Raw genomic sequence first — 20,370 nt, 5'->3', positions numbered from 1 at the left:
CACCGACCCGCGCCGATCGGCGCACCTCCCCTGCACCACCTCCGAACGCACCACCCTGCCCGAAAACCCATCACGCACACCCAGAAAGGCAGCACCGTGAAACGACTCCACAGCACCAACCGTCGCGGCATCCGCACCGCGATCGCCGCCATCGCCGCCACCAGCGCGCTCGTCCTGAGCGGCTGTGCCGCGGGCAGCTCCGAGAGCAGCGACGACGCCGAGGAGATGTCCTCGATCGTCGTCGCCGCCGCCGGGATCCCGACGACCTGGGCGCACGACTCCGGCGCCTTCGCGACCTCGAAGTACGACTACCTGACGCTCTCCCAGGGGTTCCTCGTGAAGAACCCGTACATCCCGAGCGACGACGGCGTGACCATGCTCCAGGACGTCTCCTCGTTCGAGGGCGACCTCGCCGAGTCGTACGAGGTGAGCGAGGACGGACTCGTCTACACGTTCCACCTGCGCGAGGACGCCGTGAGCGCCGCCGGCAACCCGCTGACGGCGGATGACGTGCTCTGGACGTACGAGCGCAAGTTCGCCACCCCGACCAGCTCCGTGCAGTTCGTGAACCGGCCGATCCTCACCGACCCGGCGACCCAGATCCAGAAGGTCGACGACCACACGGTCACGTTCACGATCGACGAGGCGGGCTACGGCTTCACGCTGCTCTCCCTGCTCGCGAACAGCACCGGCGGCATCTTCGACTCGGTGCTGCTGCAGGAGCACGCGACCGACGACGACCCCTACGCGGTCACCTGGTCGGACACGAACTGGGACTCGAACTACGGGTTCGGCCCGTACATGGTCGAGAGCGTGTCGGGCGACACCGAGTTCGTCATGGTCGCCAACCCGAACTGGTGGGGAGGCACCCCGGCGATCGAGCGCATCACCTTCCGCGCCATCGCCGACCCTGCCACGCGTGCCAGCGCCCTGGCGACGGGCGAGGTGCAGGCCGCCATGGCCCTCCGCGCCTCGGAGTCGGTCGACCTGGCGGACAACCCCGACGTCGCCGTCCCGAGCGGCTCGTGGTCGAACGGCCTGCTGATGGCGCCGCTCATGACCGACAAGGCTCCCTTCGACGACGAGCTCGTCCGCCAGGCGTTCGCCTACGCGGTGCCCTACGAGCAGATCGTCGACACGGTCTACGTCGGCCGGGCGACCGTCGACCACGGCATCCTCGACAAGACCCTCCCCGGCTACACCGACGAGGGCCTGCCCGAGTACTCGTACGACCCCGACCAGGCGCTCGCGCTGCTCGACGAGGCGGGGCTCGAGGAGGTCGCGTTCACGCTGACCTACGCGTCGGGCACGCCCGACGTGGCCGACGCCGCCATCCAGATCCAGAGCGCGGCCGCCGACGCCGGCTTCGAGATCACCCTCGAGGAGCTGCCGATCGCGGCGTTCTCGTCGGGTCGTGCGGAGTCGGAGTACCAGGCCGTGCTGCAGCGCGACGGTGCCATCGTCCAGGCGCCGTCGTACGAGATCAGCCTGTTCACGGGCGAGGGTGCGACGACCAACTACGCCCGGTGGGAGAACCCCGACTTCTACGCAGCGGTCGACGCGGCCATCGAGGCCGGCGAGCCGACCACCGACGAGGCCGGGCAGGCCTGGGCAGAGGCGGAGTCGATCCTCCTCACCGAGGCGCCCTACGTGTTCATCGCACGTCCGATGGCCAACTGGGCCGTCGCCGCGGAGCTGGCGGGCGCGCAGTACCGAACCGACAGCACGATCGACTGGTCCGCCGTCACCCCAGGGGAGTGATGACGACGGGTGGGCGACGCTGCCACGTCGCCCACCCGTCCGCTCCCGATCCATCACGCACTGAGAAGACAGGAAGTAGCACCAATGGTAAAGAAGATGCACCTCGGCTGGTTCATGAATTTCAGCCGCTCCACGGCCTGGACCAGCCCGTGGGTCCTCGAGTCCGAGGCCCGCGAGTGGATGAACGGCGACTACCACATCGACTGGGTGCGCTCCATGGAGCGTGCGGGCTTCGACTACGCGATGCTCGAGGACTCCTCGATGGTCGCCGACGGCTACGGCGGGTCGATGGAGGTCGACCTCAAGCACTCGCTCTACGCGCCGAAGGGCGACCCGCTCAGCATCGCCCCGGTGCTGGCCAAGGCCACCGAGCACATCGGCATCATCTCGACGGCATCGACGTCGTTCTACCCGCCGTTCCTGCTCGCGCGCGCCATCGCGACGATCGACCACATCAGCGAGGGACGCGCCGGCTGGAACATCGTGACCTCGAGCGAGGATCGCGCCGCGCAGAACTTCAACCTCGAAAAGCTCTACGAGCACGACACCCGCTACGAGATGGCGGACGAGTTCGTCGAGGTCGCCGAGAAGCTGTGGTCGTCGTGGGACGCGGACGCGGTGGTCATGGACCGCGCGACCGGCACCTACGTCGACCACACCAAGGTCCGCCCGATCGACCACGTCGGCGAGTACTTCAAGGTGCGCGGTCCGCTCAACGTTCCGCGCCCCCGCAGGGCCGCCCGGTCTACTGCCAGGCGGGCGGGTCGCCCCGCGGCCGCCAGTTCGCGGCCGCCCACGCCGACACGATCATCAGCGCGGCCCAGGGCATCGAGGACATGCGCGAGTTCCGCGATGACATCCGCCGCCGCATGGTCGACCTCGGTCGCGACCCCGACTCGTGCAAGGTCATGTTCATCACCACGCCGGTGCTCGGCAACAGCGAGGCGGAGGCGAAGGAGCGCTGGGAGGCGATGCTCCACCCCACGCAGGCGGGCGTCGACGTGGCGCTGGGTCACATGGGTGCGCTCACCGAGATCGACTTCACCCAGATCGACGCCGACAAGCCGTTCCCCGAGCTCACCACGAACGGGCACCGCACGACGCTGGAGAAGTTCCTCAAGCTCGGCAAGACCCCGCGCGAGGCGGCCGGCAAGTGGGCGATCCGCTACACCGACCCCACGTTCGTCGGCACGCCCGAGAAGGTCGCCGCCGAGATGAGCCGCGTCTTCGACGAGGTCGGCGGCGACGGCTTCCTGATCGCCGCAGGCGGGTCGCGCCGCGGCATCACGGAGATCACCGACGGGCTCGTGGGCGCGCTCCAGCAGCTCGGCCGCACCCGCACCTCGTACAACCACGCGCACCTGCGCGACAACCTCATGGAGTTCTGACACGTGACCGCATCCGCACCACGCATGCACCTCGGCTGGTTCACCAACTTCCTCCCGCCGTCGTGGAACCGCACCTGGTCGGGGCGGGCCGCGGACACGTGGGCGTCGGGCGACTTCCACATCAACGTCGCCCGACGCCTCGAGGAGGGCCGGCTCGACTACCTGCTGCTCGAGGATTCGAGCTACGTCTCGAACACGTACGGCGGGGACTTCGAGCTCGAGCTGGCCCAGATGTCGCGCGCCCCGAAGCACGACCCGATGCCGCTCGCCGCGGCCATCACCCGGGAGACGCGCAACCTCGGGGTCATCGCGACCGCGAACACCACCTTCTACCCGCCGTACCTGCTCGCCCGGCTGATCTCGACGCTCGACCACATCAGCCGGGGTCGCATCGGACTGAACGTCGTGACCGGCGCGCCCAACCAGGCGCTCGCGAACTTCGGCATCTCCGACGACGCGCTCAAGGACTCGACGTCGGCGCACGACCTGCGCTACGACATGGCCGACGAGTTCGTCGAGCTCGTCGTGAAGCTCTGGGAGTCGTGGGAGCGCGACGCGGTGATCCAGGACCGTGAGGCGGATCGTTACATCGAGTCGAGCAAGGTGCACACGGTCGACTACGACGGGCAGTACCACCGCAGCCGCGGGCCGCTGAACACGATCCCGAGCCCGCAGTACCGGCCGGTCATCTGCCAGGCGGGCGGGTCGCCCCGTGGCATCCGCTTCGCCGCGAAGTACGCGTCGACCATCGTCGCCCTGCCCAAGGGCGAGGAGTACATGCGCAAGTACTGCGACGACGTGCGCCGCGAGATGGAGGCCGCCGGCCGCGACCCGGAGGAGTGCAAGATCCTCTTCCTGGTCTCGCCGACGCTCGGCGACACGGATGCCGACGCCCAGCGCCGCCGCGAGGCCGATCGCGCGCGCGTCGACGAGCGGGTCCGCCAGCGGCTGTCGTTGATGTCGGGCGGCGAGACCGACTACTCGGAGTACCCGCTGGACGAGCCCCTGCCGGAGCTCGATGCGCGCGGCCAGAGCGTGACCGACACGTTCGTGCGCATGAACGCGGGCAAGACGTTCCGCACGGCGCTCGCCGACGACACGACCGAGTCGGTCGAGCTCGTCGGCGCCCCGGCGACGGTCGCGGAGCGGATGGGGGAGGTGCTCGAGTCCACGACGGGCGACGGCTACCTCTTCTACTCGGGCAGCGGGCAGCTCACGATGCGCTACGTCGACGAGGTCATCGACGGCCTCGTGCCGGAGCTGCAGCGAGCGGGCCTCGCGCGCAGGGAGTACACCGGCTCGACGCTGTCGGAGCACCTCGCGGAGTTCTGACCGAACGAGGCCGGCCGCACCCAATGGAATCGAGGAAGGCATGCTGATGGAAGACGAATCGCTCATCGCGCGCTCGGCGTACCGACGGGCCGTCGCATCGCGTTCGGGCGGGGCGAAGCAGAACCAGGCGCGCCGGGTGTACGCCCTGCTGCGCACGGCGATACGCACGAAGCTCGTGCGCCGCGGCGATCCGCTCGTCGAGTCGGACCTCGGCACCCAGCTCAACGCCACGCGCGCGGCCGTGCGCGGCGCGCTGGTGCAGCTCGCGCAGGACGGCCTGGTGACGCGGTCGCCGCGGGTCGGCACGACCGCCCTCGAGCTGTTCGAGGGGGTCGAGATCGGCACTCCGCAGGGTTCGACGCTCGGGTTCGAGGTCCACGTGCTGTTCGAGGGGCTGGTGCCCGGCTCGCCGGTCGTCTGCCAGCAGCTGCACCTCGACCCCGAGTCGCCCGTGCGGGTGGCCGAGTACTTCCTCGTCCAGAACGGACGGCCGTACTGCGTGGAGACCTGCTACTGGGCGCCCGACGTCGAGCCACGGCGACCGTTCGTGCTGGAGGACGGCGCCGACCTCCCGTCGTCGTTCCTCGCGCATTTCGGGCGGCCGCTGTCCCGATCGACGACCGCCATCGAGGCCATCCAGGGAGACGAGGCGACGACCCGCATGCTCGACCTGCCGCCGGGCGCGGCTCTCCTCCTCAGCGAGAAGCAGCTGATCGACGACACCGGCACGCCGCGCGAGCTCCAGTACGTCTACTACGCGGCGGCTCGCACCTACTTCCGGCACGACGGGCTGTACCGGCCCATCCAGCGCGGCGACGCATGAGCCGCGACGTCGCCTCCGGCAGGCTGAGACGCCTGCGCGCGCGCGGGCGCCGTCCGGTCGGCGAGGCGAGGCCCCGCGAGGACTCGCTCCGGCCGGTCATCGCCCCGATCGCGGGTCTCGTCGTCGCACAGTTCGTCGCGGGCCTGAGCGGCACGATCGTCGCGACCGCGCTCCCGTCGATCCTGACGAGCCTCGACGGCACGCCCGGCGAGTCGACCTGGATCGTCGCAGCGACGATCCTCGGCAACACCGCGACCGCCTCGATCTGGGGCCGCCTGGCCGACCGCATCGAGGCCAAGCACGTCGTGCAGGCGGGCCTCGCGTTCTTCCTCGTCGGCTCGGTGCTCGCGGGCATCGCGCCGAACATCCCGATCCTCATCGCGGCGCGCGCCCTGCAGGGCATCGGCCTGGGCGGCATCCTCACCTCGACCGCCGCGACCCTCGCGGGCCTGGTCGCCCCTCGGCAGCGAGGGCGTGTCAACGCGTTCATGGCGACGGCGCAGACCACCGCGACCCTCGCCGGGCCGGTCGTGGGCGGCATCATCGTGCAGACCTCGTGGCTCGGGTGGCGCTGGTGCTTCCTGCTCAGTGTGCCGTTCGCGGTGACCTCGATGATCGTGATCGCGGCGACGCTCAAGGTGACCCGGCGCCCGGTGGAGCCGCGGCCGGCCGACTTCGCGGGCATGATCCTGCTGCCGACGGCCATCACGGCGCTGCTCATCGCGATCTCCGCCGCGCCCGATGCCGGCGACCACCCCTGGCTGGTCTGGGTGAGCGGATGCCTCGGGCTGGCCGCCCTCGCGGCGCTCATCGTGGTCGAGCTGCGCGCGTCCGACCCGGTGCTCCCCATCCGGCTCTTCGCCCACCGCCGTACGTCGACGATCTTCATCGCCGCGTTCGCCGCCGGGAGCGTGATGTTCAGCGGCTCGGTGTTCATCAGCCAGTACCTGCAGTTCGGGCTCGGCCTGCAACCGGCCGTGTCGGGCACGCTGCTCGTGCCGATGGCGATCGCGACGGTCGTCACGGGGTTCGCGGTCGGCCGCTTCATGAGCCGGACGGCGAAGCTCCGGCCGGTGCTGCTGTTCGGAAGCATCACGCTGGTGCTCGGCAACGCCGTGCTCGCGACCGTGAACCTCGCCCCCGTGCCGCTCACGATCGCGGGCACCGTGCTGCTGGCGTGCGGCCTCGGGGCGATGACCCAGAACCTCATCCTCGCCTCGCAGGTGTCGGGGCGACAGGACCAGGCCGGTTCGATGGGCGCCACCGTGCTCATGCTCTTCGTGCTGGGCGGCACGGTCGGCCTCGTGGCGCTCGGGGCGGTGCTCACCGCCGTCGTGACCGGGCTCATGGGCGACGGCGCGAGCGAGGCGGAGGCGTACCTCCACGGCATGCCCGTGCTGTTCGCGGTCTCCGCCGTGGCGGTCGTGCCGGCGTTCGTCGCCGTCCTGGCGATGCCCGCCATCCACCTGCGGTCGCACGTGGAGGACACGGTCGAGGCGCACTGCGAGCACGGCGCATGACCGAGCGGATGCCGCGTGCGATCGCCCGGCGAATGGCGGCCCGCAGCGGCGGATTGGCTCTCCGCCGCGACGCCGCAACCGATACTCGCACCGTGAAAGTGCCGGTCAACGGCGATTCAGCGCGGGCCGGCGTGCGTCTCGCATGTTTCGTCGACGGCGCAAAGCAGGCGCAATGCAGGAGTCACCCAGCAGAAACTGCGCACGGGTTCAATCGAATCAACGCAACACTCGTCGCCGAAGTCTGACCGCACCACGAAAGGAACCGACATGCGCACCGTCTCGCTGGCAGAACGCCCCATGGTCGAGTCGGCCTTCGCCGCGTTCCCGTCGGGGGTCGCCGCCATCACGGCGATCGTCGACGACGTGCCCGTCGGCTTCGTGTCGACGTCGTTCACCGTCGGGATCTCGTTCGAGCCGCCGCAGGTGCTGTTCTCCGCGCAGCGCGGCTCGCGCACCTGGCCGGTGCTGCGGCGCGCGCAGCGCCTCGGCGTCTCGGTGCTCGCCACCGGGCACGAGGCGGCGTGCATGCAGCTGGCGTCGCGCTCGCGCGACCGGTTCGCGGGCCTGGCGCTCACGCACGGCACCGAGGGGGCCGTGACGATCGACGGCTCGGTCCTGACGCTCGAGTGCTCGGTGCGCGCCGAGGTGCCGTCGGGCGACCACGACCTCGTGGTGCTCGACGTGCACGACCTCTCCGTCAGCGACGACGTCGAGCCGCTCATCTACCACGGTCGCGCGTTCCGCTCGCTGCTCGCCGCAACCGACGACTTCGCCGCCTGACGCGGCACGACCAGCAAGGAGACCCGCATGACCCTGAACGTGACCGTCGTGGCCGGCAACCCGAAGCCGGACTCGAAGACCCTCGATGCCGGGCGCGTGGTCGCCCGTGCATTCGCCGAGCGCTGGAACGAGATCGACCTCGTCACGCTCGGCCCCGGCCTCATGGGCTGGGGTGATCAGGCCGTCGGCGACGCGGTCGCCACCGTCAAATCGAGCGACCTGGTGGTGATCGCGTCGCCGACGTTCAAGGCGACCTACAGCGGCATCCTGAAGCTGTTCCTCGACCAGTTCGAGACCGGCGACGGCATGGCCGGGGTGACCGCCATCCCGCTGATGCTCGGCGCGGGCCCCGCCCACTTCATGGCGCCCGAGCTGCTCCTGAAGCCCGTGCTCGTCGAACTCGGCGCGACCACGCCGACGCAGGGGCTGTACCTCTCGGACAAGCACTACGCCGACGAGGGCGCGCTCGACGCGTGGCTCGCGCGCTGGGGGGCATCCGTCACCGCCGTCGCCGGCGCCATCCGACCCGTCGCCGCCGGCGCTTGACCCACGACCGCACCCACGAGGAGACGGACATGAGCATGGACATCGCACCCGGGACGACCTTCGATCCGCGGGCGTTCCGCGACACGCTCGGGCACTACGCGTCGGGCATCACCGTGATCAGCGGCATGACCGACGGCGCGCCGACCGGCTTCACCTGCCAGTCGTTCTACAGCGTCTCGATGGAGCCGCCACTGGTGTCGTTCAGCGTCATGACCACCTCGACCACGTACCCCGCGATCCGCGACGCGGGCCGCTTCGCGGTGAACGTGCTCGCCCACGACCAGGACGCGGTGTCGAGCCAGTTCGCACGCAGGGGCACCGACAAGTGGGCCGGCATCGACTGGACGCCGAGCGGTGCGGGCAACCCGCTCATCGCCGGGTCGCTGATGTGGCTCGACTGCGACCTCTGGGCCGAGCACGAGGCCGGCGACCACTACATCGTCATCGGGCGGGTGAACGCGATGAGTCCCGCCGAGTGGCACACGCGCGAGCCGCTGCTGTTCTACAAGGGCACCTACCGACACCTGAGGGGCATGGAGCAATGACCGACACGCAGATCGCGCCGCCGCGCGTCCGGCCCGTGGCCGAGCAGTACGCCGCCATCGACCTCGACCGCGACGAGCCGGTCGTCGCGGGCACCGTGGTGCCGGGCGACCAGCGCGGTCGCACCCTGGGGTTCCCCACCGCGAACCTCGTGCTGCCCGCGGGCCTGCGCATCCGCGACGGCGTCTGGGCGGCCGACGTGGTCGTCGAGGGCGGGCGCCGCTTCGTCGCGGCGGTGTCGATCGGGCACCGCCCGACCTACTACGGACGCAGCGGGGTGCGTCTGCTCGAGGCGTTCCTGCTCGACTTCGCCGAGTCGCTCTACGGCACGCAGATCATCGTGACCCTGCGGAAGCACCTGCGCCCGCAGCGGCGGTTCCGCTCGTCGGAGGACCTCGTGCGCCAGCTGGAGCGCGACGTGGATGCCACGGCGCGCTGGGCGAAGGCCGAGCGGATCGGCGAGCCGGTGCGGCCGCGTCGCGGCGAGTGGGGCGCGTCCGAGCGCCGGCCGCGCGACACCGGCGCCGCGATCGCCGCACGGCAGGAGCGTCGACGCGACGCGATCGCCGAGGCGGCCCGCCAGGCGATGCGCGACGGATGCCTCACGCACGAGGCCGTCTCGAAGCGCGCCGGCGTGCCGGTGGGACTGCTGCGCTGGTCGCATCCGACCGTCGGAGACCTCGCCGAGATGGCCGAGGGCGCCTGAGCGGAACTCCCCTGCCCGCCAGGCCGGCCGGGGCGGCGGACGGAGCGCAGCGCGGCGCCACCTGCCGCCTCGGCCGTACAGGTGCGGCATAGGGTGGGTGCGGCATCCGCGACGAGAGGACCGCACCGTGAGCGTGCACGCACCCGCTTCCCCCGAGGTCGTCGGCCTGTTCCGCGAGTTGCTCGGCGAGGACGCGGTGCTCGCCGACCCGCGCGACCTCGAGCGCTACGCGCACGACGACGCCGAATGGGCGCCGTACGCGACGCCGCTCGCCGTGGTGCTGCCGGGCACCGAGGCCGAGGTCGCGGCCGTGGTGCGGGAGGCGTCGGCTCGCGGCATCCGCGTGGTGCCGAGGGGGTCGGGCACCGGGCTGTCGGGCGGGGCGAACGCGGTCGTCGGATGCATCGTGCTGTCGCTCGAGCGCATGACCGCGGTGCTCGAGGTGCACGCCGACGAACGCTACGCCGTCGCCGAGGCGGGGGTGCTGAACGACGTGCTGCGGGCGACGGTGGCGAAGCACGGGCTCTGGTATCCGCCCGATCCGGCGAGCTCGGCGATCTCGACGATCGGCGGCAACGCCGCGACGAACGCGGGCGGCATCTGCTGCGTGAAGTACGGCGTGACGCGCGACTACATCCTGGGCATGACGGTCGTGCTGGCCGACGGGTCGGTCGTGAAGCTCGGCCGGCGCACCGCGAAGGGCGTCGCGGGCTACGACCTCACCGGACTGATGGTCGGGTCGGAGGGGACGCTCGGGGTGATCGTCGACGTGACCGTGCGCCTGCTGCCGCTCGCGCACCGCGAGCGACGTGCCGTGGTCGGGTCGTTCGCGTCGCTCACCGCTGCGGGCGAGGCGGTCGCGGCGGTCAGCCGGGCGGGCATCATCCCCTCAGCGCTCGAGCTCGTCGACTCGGTCTGCCTGCGCGCCGTCGACGCCTGGCAGGACCTGGGGCTGCCGCACGACGCCGACACCCTCCTGCTCGCACAGGTCGACGAGCCCGGCGCGACGGGCGAGGCGCTCGCCGACGGGATCCGCGCCGCCATGGAGGGCGCGGGCGCGCTGCGCGTCGACACCGCAGCGGATGCCGCCGAGGTCGACCGCCTCTTCCTCGCCAGGCGGCTCGCCTACCCGTCGCTCGAACGCCTCGGCCCGGTGCTCACGGAGGACATCTGCGTGCCCAGGGGCGCGGTGCCCGAGATGCTGGCGCGCATCCAGCGTGCGGCGGCCGACCACGACGTGACGATCGCGAATATCGCCCACGCGGGCGACGGCAACCTGCATCCGCTCATCATCGCGCCCGAGGCCGACGATGCCGCGAAGGCCCGCGCCAAGGCGGCGTTCGACCGCATCGTCGACGACTGCCTCGCCCTCGGCGGCACCACCACCGGCGAGCACGGGGTCGGGCTGCTCAAGCTGCCCGGAGCATCGGTCGAGCTCGGTGCGCGGGTCGTCGCGATGCACCGCGCCGTCAAGGACGCGCTCGATCCCGCCGGCATCCTGAACCCGGGCAAGGCGTTCCCGGGCTGACCGCGGCGCCTACCGCTCGAGCCACTCCAGCACGCCGCGGTTGAACGCCGCCGGCTGCTCGATGTTGGTCGCGTGGCCGTCCCGCTCGATGACCGCGGAGGTGGCGCGCGGGTTCAGGGCGGCGGATGCCGCGGCGTGCTCGCTCGGCCAGAACTCGCTCTCGCGTCCGGCGACGAACAGCACGGGCACGTCGACGTCGGCGATCACCGCGCGCCAGTCGCGCGTCGCGTGGTCGTGCAGCAATGCGAGCTCGGCGTCGGTGAACGTCGGCTCGCCGCGGCCGCCGCGCAGGAGGTCCATCGCGATGACGAGGCGGGCGATGCGCGCGAGGCCCTTCGATCCCGCCGAGTGGCGGCCGGGGTCGGGAATGCCCTCGGCGAAGAGCGTGTCGGCGTTGGAGGCCTCGTAGTCGTAGAAGCCGTGCGGCCAGTCGTCGTCGTTCAGCATCTTGGGCGTCTGGTCGACGATCACGATGTCGCGCACGCGCCCGGTGCCGAACCGCTCGACCATGGCCCAGATCGCGTTGCCGCCCATGGACTGCCCGACGAGCGTCGCGTCGCGGAGGTCGAGCGCCTCGAGCAGGTCGTGGATGTCGGCGCCGTGGCGCGGCATGTCGTGCCCGGTCGTTGCGACCTGGGATGCTCCGTGGCCGCGCCGGTCGAATGCGATGACGCGGTACCCCGCGCGAGCGAAGGCGCGCACCTGGAACCGCCAGCTGCGCGCTGCGGCCTTGAAGCCCGCGATCAGCACGATCGGGCGGCCCGACGGGTCGCCGGACTCGTCGTAGTGCAGGCGGACCCCGTCGGACGCGGTCAGGTCCGCCACGACTAGAGCGTGCCCTCGTGGCGCGGGTCGAGCGTGAAGACGACCGCGCGGCCGGTGATGACCTCGACCTCGATGCGCACGAAGTTGGGCTTGTCGGTCGGGATCCACGGCTTCAACGGCGCGGACTCCGCATCGGCGATCTCGCCGGGCGTGGTGAGCGGCTTCGCGGTGCCGCGCACGACGATGCTCCACCCGCCGTCCTGGTCGAAGTGGTCGACCTCGAACGCGACCGCGTGGTTCGCGGTCACGTCGTCGAACTTCGTGCCGCCCGCGGTGCGGAACAGGATCGACCGATCGGTCGCGTGGTAGTTCACGGGGAAGATGTCGGGGCGGCCGTCGACCGCCACGGCGAGCCGGCCCATCTCGTTGTTCCGCAGTCGCACCCAGCACTCCTGCTCGGAGAGGCTCGTCATCAGCGTGGTCGCATCATCCATGGGGCCATCCTCGCAGGCTGGTGGGCGGTGTCAACGGTGGGTTGGGGCGGGCGGATGCCCCGGGGCATCCGACCTCTAATCAACAGGTGTAGTGTAGATGGCGACGACGAGGTCGACACCCTTCGCGATGCCGACCCCCGCCAGCCAGGGGTCGACCGACCCCTGGGATCCGAAACCAGGAAGGTAGTCATGGCACGCGTCAGTGGAAAGGTCGCACTCATCAGCGGTGGAGCCCGGGGCATGGGGGCGTCGCACGCCCGCCTGCTCGTGGACGAGGGCGCGAAGGTGGTGATCGGCGACATCCTCGACGAGGAGGGCGAGGCACTCGCGGCCGAGCTCGGCGACGCGGTGCGCTACGTGCACCTCGACGTCACCGACTACGCGCAGTGGGAGGCGGCCGTCGCCGCGGCGGTCGAGGCGTTCGGGCGACTCGACATCGTCGTGAACAACGCCGGCATCGCCAACTTCGGCTCCATCGAGGACTACACGCTCGAGGCGTGGGACCTCATCGTGAAGATCAACCTCACCGGCGTCTTCTACGGCATCAAGTCGGCCGTCCCAGCACTCAAGGAGTCGGGCGCCGGCTCGATCATCAACGTCTCCTCCACCGCGGGCCTCCAGGGCTACGAGGCGCTGCCCGGCTACAACGCCGCGAAGTACGGCGTGCGCGGCCTCACCAAGAACGCGGCCCTCGATCTCGGGCGCTACAATATCCGCGTGAACTCGGTGCACCCGGGCGTCATCCGCACCCCGATGACCGAGGAGCTCGAGACCCCGCAGAGCCACGTCGCGCTGCACCGCGTGGGCGAGCCGATCGAGCTGTCGAACCTCATCCTCTTCCTCGCGAGCGACGAGTCGAGCTTCTCGACGGGCGCCGAGTTCGTCGCCGACGGCGGCGAGACCGCGGGCCTCGCGCACTACGCCGACTGAGGGCGGGCGGATGCCCCGGGGCCGCGCGCAGCTCGGGGGCATCCGCTGCACTGCTCGTCATCGGGCGTCTCAGTGCGACCACTGCCCATCCGGCGGGACCCCTCCGGCTAGGCTGAGCGGGTGACGACGAGCACGCCGGGCGGGCCGGGCCTCGATCCACGTGCCGAGCGCACGCGACGCGCGCTGGTCGATGCGCTGAGCCGGCTGCTCGAGACCACCGCGCTCGACGAGATCAGCGTCACCGCGCTGTGCCGCGAGGCGGGCGTGCATCGCACGACGTTCTACGGGCACAACGAGAGCGTGCAGGACTTCGCGATCGAGCAGTACGGGTACGAGTTCGACGCGATCTCGATCGTCGACGTCGACCCGTCGGAGGGCGACCCGCAGCAGGTGGCCGAGCGCTACGAGGAGTCGCTCAGCGCGCTGCTCGAGCACGTCGTGTCGGAGCGCGCCGGGTACCGCGGGCTGCTGCGCTCGCGCTCGCGGTGGCTGTTCCACTCGGTGCTCGACGTGCGGATCCGGCACCGGGCGCTGCTCGCAGTGCAGGTCTGGGCGGAGCGCGGCGTCGCGGGCGCGCCGACCGATCCGGGTGCCCAGGAGGAGGCCGCCGCGTACATCGCGGGCGGGCTCGTCGGGGCCATGGAGACGTGGGCGCTCGGCGACGACCACGACATCGCGGCCGCGACCGCGCGCTTCACGGCGCTGCTGCCCTCGTGGTGGCCGCACCCGACCGCCTGACGTTCGTTCACTCCGAGACCCGTCGAATTGCTGCGCTCTGCGCGCTGAGAACGCAGTCCATTGACGGGTCTCGGCCCAACACCCGCGATCAGCGACCCCCGCCGCCGCCTCCGCCTCCGCCGCCACCGGAGAACCCGCCGCCGCCCGAGCCGCCGCTCGAACTCGACGACGCCGCGGCGACGCGCGCCGCGGCCGCGCCTTGCAGCGCGTGCGACCCGGCCATGTTCATCGCGATGAGCGCCGCGTACGGCACGTGGTGGTGACGCCGGTAGCCGAGGCGGTCGTCTTCCACCTCGCGCACGAGCGAGTCGAGCTCGCGCGCCCACGAGTCCTCGATGCCCCACAACTGCGCCCACGGCAGCAGGTCCTCGTAGAGGTGCACGCGCTCCGCGGCATCCGTCGCCGCAGCCCGCCCTCGATCGGCCGCCGAGGCGATCGGCCGCCGCTCGGCGGTCTCGACGCCCTGCAGCACGCGCATGCGGTCCTTCTCGGCGAGCTCCATGTAGTCGCGCAGGCCGCGGAGGTGATCGCGCAGCGCCGCCCCGCGCTCGGTCAGCAGCGCGGGGCGCGAGCCGATCATGAGCGCGAAGATGAACCCGAGCACGCCGACGACGAACCCGCCGATGACCCAGATGGTCGCGACCTCCGAGAACATCCCGATCACGAACACGGCCCAGAGCGCCACCGACGCGAGCACAGCCGTCAGCGCGAACCAGCGCATCGCGCCGCGCGGCGGCAGCGCCCGCAGGTCGCGCCGCAGCGCCTCGGCGGGCGCGTCGTCGTCGACCGCGACGAGCGCTCGCGCCTCGCTCAGGTCCATCTTCTTGTCGATCTCGCGGCGGGCACCGGGCTGCATGGTCGGGAACATCGCGAGCAGCAGCTTCAGGTCGCGCGGCTCGAGGTCGCCCGGCACCTCGACGAGCTCGGCGTGCAGGTCCTTCGTCTCGCGCCCGCGCCAGTCGGTGTCGCCGGACGTCTCGACGAACTGGATGCGGCCGGCCAGTGCGAGCCGCAGGATCTGCGCCTGCAGCCCCTGCTTCTGCCGGCCGATGATGTTCGCCCCGAGGATCGGGTCGACGCCCGCGGGCGGGCTGTACTCCGGCACGATGATGCCGCGACCCGGGTGGTCGCGCCACCGGGCGGCGCGCACCACGATCATGACGATGAGCAGCACGATCACGAGCGCGGCGAGGATGCCCGGCACCCAGGTGAAGAACACGTTGTCACGTGCGCGCTCGGGCACCACGAAGGTGCCCTGCTCGAACGCGATCGCCACGGTCACGCCGGAGTACGGCCCGAGGTCGGTCTCGCTGACGTCGAACGTGCCGGCAGCGGCATCCGACTCGATCTCGCACTGCACGTCGCTGCCCTGCACGCCGCGGTAGCAGGCGGCCGCGCCCGTGAGCGCCGGGGTCAGCGCCGGGTCGACGACCAGGTGCATCGCGACCGTGCCGAACGGCTGCGGCCAGCCGGTGCCGTTGACGTCCCAGTAGAACTCGTCGACGCCCGTGTCGCCGAACGTGCCGACCACGTCGTGCTGGCGGTAGCTGATCACGTAGGTCTGCACGCCCTGCACGAACTCGTCGGTGCCGAGTGCGAGGTCGATGTACTCGCCCTCGCGGGTCGCCTCGGCCGCGACCGGAGCGCCGGCCTCGTCGGTCACGACGATCTGCTCGGTGCGCAGGTCGACGCCGTCGTAGGTGTCGACGATGCTGCGGATGATGCCCCGGTTCTGGTCGAAGTCGGGGAACCGCGCCACGATCGTCTCGGTCACGTCGAGCACCGCGTGCCCGTCGGCGTCGCGGCTCAGCGCGTAGTCGGCCGTGAACGAGTCGAACGTGAAGTCCTCGACGCCGGTGGGTGCCTGCGGGGCCGGCGCGGCGGCCTGCGTGTCGTGGCCGTCGGCGGCGGCGGATGCGGCCATCGACGCGCCGCCCAGCACCACGGCGATCGCGGCGACGATGGCGATCGCGGGTGCGAGGTGGGTGACGGCACGAGGAAGTGAGCGGATGCCTCGAAGCTGCATGCCTCGAGTCTGTCAGGTCGTCCGCCCGGGGCATCGGGGTTCTCCCGGGGCGGTGGGCGTGTGGACGGGCGAGCGCGCGAGCGGGGCATCCGCCACAATCGAAGCAGGACGGAACGGAGCGCGACGATGGCGGACGAGACGGGTGACGGACCCGCGGCGGGGTGGTACACCGAACCCGGCACGGGCCGGCAGCGCTGGTGGAACGGCAGCGTGTGGGGCTCGTACCAGGCGGTGCCGTCGGACTGGAAGCCGCCGCGCGAGACCGTGCCCGGCAACGGGTTCGCGATCGCCGCGCTCGTGCTCGGCATCTGGGGGTTCCTCACGACGTGGATCCCGCTGTTCATCGGGCTGATCCTCGGCGCAGTGCCCGACCTGCTGGCGATCATCTTCGGCATCCTCGGCATCGTGCGCGCGCACCGCATCGGCGGCGCCGGTCTCGGGGTCGCGATCGCCGGCCTCGTGCTCGGCGCGCTCGCGTTCGTGTCGATCTTCTTCGGCGCCGGCACGATCTGGTAGCGCGGACGCTTCGGAATCATCCCGCCGGCCCGTCCAAGTCACGCGGGCCCGCGTTCGAACACGGGCCGGCGCGACGAACACGTGCCGGTGAGCCGCCGCGCAGTCAGTCGCGGAGCACGCCGTCGGGGTCGCGGATCTCCACGCGCGCGCGGCCGTCGGGGTTCGTGCCCGCGAGGTCGACGACACCGCGGAAGACGCGTGAGGCGCCGCCGCCGACGCGCGTCACGCCGGTGAAGTCGAGCACGAGGCATCCGTCGTCGTTGACCAGCGGGAGCAGGCGGGTCAGCACCTCCTCCATGCCGGCGAAGCGGATGTCGCCGCGCAGCAGTGCGATCGTCGTGCCGTCGTCGGGGTCGAGCGACGCGATCGGCGAGAGCGGCTCTCCGCGCGGGTCGAGCATGTGGAGGCCGTAGCGCTCGCTGAGCGTGGTGAGCATCTCGACGCCGCGCACGCTGTTGCCGCGCTCGTCGAGTCGCGGGCTGAAGGTGCCGACGCCGAACTGCTCGGGCTGCAGCGCCACGATGCCGCCGCCGACGCCGCTCTTCGCGGGAAGGCCGACGCGCAGCAGCCACTCGCCGGACGCGTCGTACATGCCGCAGCTGGTCATCATCGAGGTCGTCCAGCGGGCGGCGTCGTTGCTGATCACGCGCTCGCGCGTCAGCGGGTTGATGCCGCCGGTGGCGAGGGTCGCGGCCATCACGGCGAGGTCGCGCGCGGTGACGACGAGCGCGCACTGGCGGAAGTAGGTGTCGGTGGCGACGTCGACGGGTGCGGCGAGCGTGCCGGCGGCGTGCGTGAGGTAGGCCAGCGCGCGGTTGCGGTCGCCGGTGGCCGCCTCGGAGGCGTACACGGACTCGTCGAGTTCGAGCCCGCGCCCGGCGAACCGGCTGAGGCCCTTCCGGATCTCGCGGAACTTCTGCTCGGTCGTCTCGCCGTCGACGAGTGAGGTCGCGACGATGGCGCCGGCGTTGATCATGGGGTTGTCGGGGCGGCCGGATGCCTCGAGGCTGATGGCGTTGAACGGCTCGCCGCTCGGTTCGAGGCCCACGTGACGTGTCATGGTCTCGAGTCCGAGCGCGTCGAGCGCGAGCGCGAAGACGAACGGCTTCGACGCCGACTGGATGGTGAACTCGACACGGCTGTCGCCCGCCTCGTGCACCGAGCCGCGCGCGCTCGCGAGCGCGATCGCGATCGGCTCGGGATCCACGTCGGCGAGCTCGGGGATGTAGTCGGCGACGGCACCGTCGGTGTTCGGGCGGGCGGCGTCGAGCACGCCCGCGAGCGTGCGATGCACGGGGTCGGTCAGCCTCGGATCGTGGTGGTCGTCTGCGTCGTACCCGGCGTCGCTGCGCCCATCGTCGGCCATGGCGTCAGCCTAGGGCCGTGCGCTCGCGCGGGCCATGGGTGAATACTGGGAGCGCGCGCCGGGCCGGGCGACGGCCGGCCGCGCAGCGCATCGGGCCCGACCGCCCGACAGGGGAGCACCGCCGGAACGAAGGGGACCGGATGTCTGCACCGATCGGCACCGAGGGCGTGCACGCGCTGCTCGTCACGCACGTCGACAACGCGGGCGTCTCGCGCGTGAAGGTGCTGCCGGGGCGTCGCATCGACACGGCGGGCGAGTCGGGCGTCAGCATCTCGAACAGCGTGGGCATGCTCTTCTCGGTCGACGACCACCTGAACTCCACGCCCGAGATCGACGCGATCGTCGGCGACCTGCGCGGCATCCCCGACGTGTCCGCGCTCGCCATGCTCGACGCGGAGACCGGCCTCGCCTGGGCGCCGGCCGACCTGCGGGCGCTCGACGGCTCGGAGCATCCGACCTGCCAGCGCTCGGCCCTGAAGCGCGTGGTCTCCGCCGCCGAGGACGACGGGCTCGCGTTCCGCATCGGCTTCGAGCTGGAGTTCACGGTGTTCCGCGACCCGGGCGAGGCCGGCGACGCGGCCCTCGACGTGCCCGAGTACGCGAACGACGGCCCCGCCTACTCCACCCGCGCGTTCCTCGACCTCGAGCCGTGGCTGCTCGCGACCATGGCCGCGCTCGACGCCGCCGGGGTGCCGGTCGAGCAGGTGCACCCGGAGTTCGGCGACGGGCAGGTCGAGATCGCCCTCGCTCCGCGCGAACCGCTGCGCGCCGTCGACGAGCTCGTGCTCGCGCGCATCGTGATCCTGCGCACGGCCGCCCAGCACGGGCTGCTCGTCTCGTTCGCGCCGGTGCCGATCGCGGGCGGGCCGTCGAGCGGATGCCACGTGCACCTGTCCGCCGCGCACGAGGGCCGCGCGCTCTGCTTCGACGCCGCCGCGCCGCACGGATTCACGCCGGAGGCGGGCATGATGATCGCCGGCATCCTCGACCGGCTCGAGGAGGGCCTCGCGTTGCACGGCGGCAGCGTGCTCTCGTTCGACCGGCTGCAGCCGAACCATTGGGCGGGCGCGTACCGGTGCTGGGGGCCGGCGAACCGCGAGGCGGCGATCCGCGTGGTCGAGGGGCAGGCGGGGCGCGAGCCCGCGCAGGCGAACCTCGAGTTCAAGTGCACGGATGCCGCCGCCAACCCGTACCTCTCGGTCGCGGCGCTGCTCGCGTCGGCGCTCGACGGCATCGCGCGCCGGGCCGAGCCGCCCGAGCCCGTGCTCGTCGACCCGAGCAGCCTGAGCGACGAGGAGCGCGACGAGCGCGGCATCGCTCGCCTGCCCGCCGACCTCGGCGCGGCGCTCGACCTGCTCAAGGGCAGCACGTTCTTCCACGACGTGTTCGGCACGACGCTGCTCGACGCGTACGTCGCCTCGCGGCGGCACGAGTGGGAGGCGTACGGCGGGCTCGACACGGCTGCCGTCGCCGAGATCGTGCGCTGGCGGTACTGAGCGGGTCGGGGGCGCCGATGCCACGGCCACCTCGGTTACCGGTAACGCGATCGGCGCGGGATGCGCCATGATGTCAGCATGACCCGCCCGGATCCCGATCGCCCCGCGACCATCTACGACGTGGCCGTGGCGTCCGGCGTCTCCCACCAGACCGTGTCCCGGGTGCTGCGGAACATCGGCACGTACCGCCCCGAAACGCGGCAGCGCATCTTCGAGGCCGTGGAGACGCTCGGGTACCGGCCGAACATGGGGGCGCGCGACCTGGCGCGGTCTCGCCAGAAGCGCATCGGCGTCGTGGGGTACGAGACGTACGAGTCGAGCACGAGCAAGGTGCTGCGCGGCGTGAACGAGGTCGCCGAGGCCGCCGGCTACCGGCTCGAGATCGTCAACGTCGACCCGGTCGGCGAGGTCGAGGCGGTGAGTGCGGCGCTCGAGAGCCTGAACGCATCCGACGTCGCGGGGGTGCTCGCGACGTCTCCCACCATGAACGTGCGCGAGGCGCTCGAGCGCGTGCAGTTCCGCAAGCCGGTGTTCCTCGACGTGAACGGCGACCAGGTCGCCGCCGAGCACGGCCGGCCGACGCGCAGCATCGCGGCCGGACTCGTGATGGACCACCTGGCTGCGCTCGGCCACGAGCGGATCGGCTTCATCGCGGGCCCCGAGGGCTGGGACTCGGCGACGAACCGCGAGGCGGTGTACCGCGAGCGCATGGCTGCCGCAGGTCGCGAGCCGATCGTGCTCGGACGCGGTGACTGGTCGGCGGCGAGCGGCTTCGACGCGGCCCGTGCGCTCGACCCCGGAAGCGGGGTGACCGCGATCTTCGTCGCGAACGACCGCATGGCGCTGGGCGTGCTGCGGGCGCTGGCGGAGCAGGGCATCCGGGTGCCGGAGGACGTGAGCGTCGCGGGCATCGACGACATCCCCGAGGCGGCGTACTTCCTGCCGCCGCTGACGACCGTGCACATCGACTTCACGGAGGCCGGACACGTGGCTGCCCGCAGCCTGATCGGGCTCATCGAGCGGCCGGATGCGCCGCTGCCGGCGTATCCCGAGCGCCGACTCGTGGCGCGCGCGTCGACCATGACGCTCTCCTGACCCGCGCCGTCCGCCTC

20 protein-coding genes and 1 pseudogene are annotated in these 20,370 nt (G+C 71.7%); 17 read left to right on the top strand and 4 right to left on the bottom strand.

Annotated elements, in window-relative coordinates; translation table 11 throughout:
* The first annotated feature begins 96 nt into the window (after positions 1–96).
* The 12 genes and pseudogenes from QUE38_RS05470 (at position 97) to QUE38_RS05420 (ending at position 10,927) form a co-directional block, all read left to right on the top strand.
* On the top strand, positions 97–1,761 hold the full coding sequence (locus tag QUE38_RS05470) for an ABC transporter substrate-binding protein (RefSeq protein WP_286310594.1): 1,665 nt from the start codon (positions 97–99) through the stop codon (positions 1,759–1,761).
* 84 nt (positions 1,762–1,845) lie between these two features.
* Positions 1,846–2,436: pseudogene (locus QUE38_RS17840) on the top strand (LLM class flavin-dependent oxidoreductase); the annotation flags it as partial.
* A gap of 161 nt (positions 2,437–2,597) precedes the next feature.
* Positions 2,598–3,149, top strand: a complete 552-nt coding sequence (locus QUE38_RS17835; RefSeq protein WP_433996982.1) for an LLM class oxidoreductase — start codon at positions 2,598–2,600, stop codon at positions 3,147–3,149.
* Between the two features lie 3 nt (positions 3,150–3,152).
* Positions 3,153–4,481 carry an NtaA/DmoA family FMN-dependent monooxygenase gene (locus QUE38_RS05460; protein ID WP_286310592.1) on the top strand — a complete coding sequence of 443 codons (1,329 nt, stop codon included), beginning with the start codon at positions 3,153–3,155 and terminating at the stop codon, positions 4,479–4,481.
* A 40-nt stretch (positions 4,482–4,521) separates the two neighbouring features.
* Complete coding sequence (locus tag QUE38_RS05455; RefSeq protein WP_286310591.1) at positions 4,522–5,304, top strand: GntR family transcriptional regulator; 783 nt, start codon at positions 4,522–4,524, stop codon at positions 5,302–5,304.
* Positions 5,301–6,824 carry an MFS transporter gene (locus tag QUE38_RS05450; RefSeq protein ID WP_286310590.1) on the top strand — a complete coding sequence of 508 codons (1,524 nt, stop codon included), beginning with the start codon at positions 5,301–5,303 and terminating at the stop codon, positions 6,822–6,824. The genes QUE38_RS05455 and QUE38_RS05450 overlap by 4 nt, the downstream gene beginning before the upstream one ends.
* Positions 6,821–7,069, top strand: coding sequence for a hypothetical protein (locus tag QUE38_RS05445; RefSeq protein ID WP_286310589.1), 249 nt, complete (start codon positions 6,821–6,823; stop codon positions 7,067–7,069). Before QUE38_RS05450 ends, QUE38_RS05445 begins: the two co-directional genes overlap by 4 nt.
* Before the next feature lie 22 nt (positions 7,070–7,091).
* Positions 7,092–7,604 carry a flavin reductase family protein gene (locus QUE38_RS05440; protein ID WP_286310588.1) on the top strand — a complete coding sequence of 171 codons (513 nt, stop codon included), beginning with the start codon at positions 7,092–7,094 and terminating at the stop codon, positions 7,602–7,604.
* Positions 7,605–7,631: 27 nt separating this feature from the next.
* Positions 7,632–8,150 (top strand): NADPH-dependent FMN reductase, encoded by a 519-nt coding sequence (locus QUE38_RS05435; protein ID WP_286310587.1) that lies wholly within the window; start codon positions 7,632–7,634, stop codon positions 8,148–8,150.
* Positions 8,151–8,179: 29 nt separating this feature from the next.
* Positions 8,180–8,695: a flavin reductase family protein gene (locus QUE38_RS05430; protein ID WP_286310586.1), complete on the top strand. Its 516-nt coding sequence runs from the start codon at positions 8,180–8,182 to the stop codon at positions 8,693–8,695.
* Positions 8,692–9,399 (top strand): riboflavin kinase, encoded by a 708-nt coding sequence (locus QUE38_RS05425; protein ID WP_286310585.1) that lies wholly within the window; start codon positions 8,692–8,694, stop codon positions 9,397–9,399. The genes QUE38_RS05430 and QUE38_RS05425 overlap by 4 nt, the downstream gene beginning before the upstream one ends.
* A 127-nt stretch (positions 9,400–9,526) precedes the next feature.
* Complete coding sequence (locus QUE38_RS05420; RefSeq protein ID WP_286310584.1) at positions 9,527–10,927, top strand: FAD-binding oxidoreductase; 1,401 nt, start codon at positions 9,527–9,529, stop codon at positions 10,925–10,927.
* A 9-nt stretch (positions 10,928–10,936) separates the two neighbouring features.
* Here the strand turns inward: QUE38_RS05420 and QUE38_RS05415 are convergent, their stop codons facing one another.
* Both QUE38_RS05415 and QUE38_RS05410 read right to left on the bottom strand, forming a co-directional pair.
* Positions 10,937–11,752 (bottom strand): alpha/beta fold hydrolase, encoded by an 816-nt coding sequence (locus tag QUE38_RS05415; protein ID WP_286310583.1) that lies wholly within the window; start codon positions 11,750–11,752, stop codon positions 10,937–10,939.
* A 2-nt stretch (positions 11,753–11,754) separates the two neighbouring features.
* Positions 11,755–12,186 (bottom strand): pyridoxamine 5'-phosphate oxidase family protein, encoded by a 432-nt coding sequence (locus QUE38_RS05410; protein WP_286310582.1) that lies wholly within the window; start codon positions 12,184–12,186, stop codon positions 11,755–11,757.
* A gap of 189 nt (positions 12,187–12,375) precedes the next feature.
* On the opposite strand from QUE38_RS05410, the gene QUE38_RS05405 reads away from it, so the two are divergent.
* Both QUE38_RS05405 and QUE38_RS05400 read left to right on the top strand, forming a co-directional pair.
* The gene (locus tag QUE38_RS05405; RefSeq protein WP_286310581.1) at positions 12,376–13,116 is read left to right on the top strand and encodes a glucose 1-dehydrogenase; all 741 of its coding nucleotides are present in this window, start codon (positions 12,376–12,378) and stop codon (positions 13,114–13,116) included.
* Positions 13,117–13,236: 120 nt separating this feature from the next.
* Entirely contained in the window at positions 13,237–13,854 is a 618-nt protein-coding gene (locus QUE38_RS05400; RefSeq protein WP_286310580.1) for a TetR/AcrR family transcriptional regulator, read from the top strand.
* Between the two features lie 88 nt (positions 13,855–13,942).
* On the opposite strand, the gene QUE38_RS05395 is transcribed toward QUE38_RS05400, so the two are convergent.
* A complete protein-coding gene (locus QUE38_RS05395; RefSeq protein ID WP_286310579.1) occupies positions 13,943–15,880 on the bottom strand; it encodes a DUF2207 domain-containing protein in 1,938 nt (645 codons plus the stop codon).
* 126 nt (positions 15,881–16,006) lie between these two features.
* Between QUE38_RS05395 and QUE38_RS05390 the strand changes: the two genes are divergently transcribed.
* Entirely contained in the window at positions 16,007–16,396 is a 390-nt protein-coding gene (locus QUE38_RS05390; RefSeq protein WP_286310578.1) for a DUF4190 domain-containing protein, read from the top strand.
* 103 nt (positions 16,397–16,499) lie between these two features.
* On the opposite strand, the gene glsA is transcribed toward QUE38_RS05390, so the two are convergent.
* Positions 16,500–17,762: a glutaminase A gene (gene glsA, locus QUE38_RS05385; protein WP_286310577.1), complete on the bottom strand. Its 1,263-nt coding sequence runs from the start codon at positions 17,760–17,762 to the stop codon at positions 16,500–16,502.
* A 140-nt stretch (positions 17,763–17,902) separates the two neighbouring features.
* On the opposite strand from glsA, the gene QUE38_RS05380 reads away from it, so the two are divergent.
* Both QUE38_RS05380 and QUE38_RS05375 read left to right on the top strand, forming a co-directional pair.
* Positions 17,903–19,258 (top strand): glutamine synthetase family protein, encoded by a 1,356-nt coding sequence (locus QUE38_RS05380; RefSeq protein ID WP_286310576.1) that lies wholly within the window; start codon positions 17,903–17,905, stop codon positions 19,256–19,258.
* Positions 19,259–19,336: 78 nt separating this feature from the next.
* On the top strand, positions 19,337–20,353 hold the full coding sequence (locus QUE38_RS05375; RefSeq protein WP_286310575.1) for a LacI family DNA-binding transcriptional regulator: 1,017 nt from the start codon (positions 19,337–19,339) through the stop codon (positions 20,351–20,353).
* Positions 20,354–20,370 lie beyond the last annotated feature (17 nt).

The sequence above is a fragment of the Agromyces mangrovi genome (genome assembly GCF_030296695.1).
Lineage (GTDB): Bacteria > Actinomycetota > Actinomycetes > Actinomycetales > Microbacteriaceae > Agromyces > Agromyces mangrovi.
Note: the sequence above shows the minus strand (reverse complement) of the source record. Positions and strands in the feature narration are given on the sequence as shown.

Bases quoted from the DNA above. Each gene is read 5' to 3' on its own strand.
- QUE38_RS17835 (WP_433996982.1), top strand. From the start codon at position 2,598: ATGCGCGAGTTCCGCGATGACATCCGCCGCCGCATGGTCGACCTCGGT.
- QUE38_RS05455 (WP_286310591.1), top strand. From the start codon at position 4,522: ATGCTGATGGAAGACGAATCGCTCATCGCGCGCTCGGCGTACCGACGG.
- QUE38_RS05450 (WP_286310590.1), top strand. From the start codon at position 5,301: ATGAGCCGCGACGTCGCCTCCGGCAGGCTGAGACGCCTGCGCGCGCGC.
- QUE38_RS05445 (WP_286310589.1), top strand. From the start codon at position 6,821: ATGACCGAGCGGATGCCGCGTGCGATCGCCCGGCGAATGGCGGCCCGC.
- QUE38_RS05440 (WP_286310588.1), top strand. From the start codon at position 7,092: ATGCGCACCGTCTCGCTGGCAGAACGCCCCATGGTCGAGTCGGCCTTC.
- QUE38_RS05435 (WP_286310587.1), top strand. From the start codon at position 7,632: ATGACCCTGAACGTGACCGTCGTGGCCGGCAACCCGAAGCCGGACTCG.
- QUE38_RS05430 (WP_286310586.1), top strand. From the start codon at position 8,180: ATGAGCATGGACATCGCACCCGGGACGACCTTCGATCCGCGGGCGTTC.
- QUE38_RS05425 (WP_286310585.1), top strand. From the start codon at position 8,692: ATGACCGACACGCAGATCGCGCCGCCGCGCGTCCGGCCCGTGGCCGAG.
- QUE38_RS05410 (WP_286310582.1), bottom strand. From the start codon at position 12,186: ATGGATGATGCGACCACGCTGATGACGAGCCTCTCCGAGCAGGAGTGC.
- QUE38_RS05405 (WP_286310581.1), top strand. From the start codon at position 12,376: ATGGCACGCGTCAGTGGAAAGGTCGCACTCATCAGCGGTGGAGCCCGG.
- QUE38_RS05395 (WP_286310579.1), bottom strand. From the start codon at position 15,880: ATGCAGCTTCGAGGCATCCGCTCACTTCCTCGTGCCGTCACCCACCTC.
- QUE38_RS05390 (WP_286310578.1), top strand. From the start codon at position 16,007: ATGGCGGACGAGACGGGTGACGGACCCGCGGCGGGGTGGTACACCGAA.
- glsA (WP_286310577.1), bottom strand. From the start codon at position 17,762: ATGGCCGACGATGGGCGCAGCGACGCCGGGTACGACGCAGACGACCAC.
- QUE38_RS05380 (WP_286310576.1), top strand. From the start codon at position 17,903: ATGTCTGCACCGATCGGCACCGAGGGCGTGCACGCGCTGCTCGTCACG.
- QUE38_RS05375 (WP_286310575.1), top strand. From the start codon at position 19,337: ATGACCCGCCCGGATCCCGATCGCCCCGCGACCATCTACGACGTGGCC.